The following is a 270-nucleotide window of genomic DNA, read 5'->3' on the forward strand; positions in this document are numbered from 1 at the left end:
TTTTTAAACTCTATATGGGGGTGTAGCTCAGCTGGGAGAGCACTTGCCTTGCACGCAAGGGGTCAGGAGTTCGATCCTCCTCATCTCCACCATTAGTACTTTGAGCAACGGAACTTGTTCGTTGGCGATGTACGCTAGTACTTTGAAAACTGCATAACATTTAGTGATATGACATCATTTTATATATGAAGAAGATAACTTCTAAAAATATCAATGACAAGATAAGTCGTTAAAATATCAAACTTTGAGTAACATAATAAACTGAACGAA

1 tRNA gene is annotated in these 270 nt (G+C 37.4%); it reads left to right on the forward strand.

The features are described from left to right. Window positions 1-16 precede the first annotated feature (16 nt). Window positions 17-92: transfer RNA gene (locus tag BN899_RS18400), tRNA-Ala, on the forward strand. Window positions 93-270 lie beyond the last annotated feature (178 nt).

It is taken from the genome of Faecalimicrobium dakarense (genome assembly GCF_000499525.1).
GTDB lineage: Bacteria > Bacillota > Clostridia > Peptostreptococcales > Peptostreptococcaceae > Faecalimicrobium > Faecalimicrobium dakarense.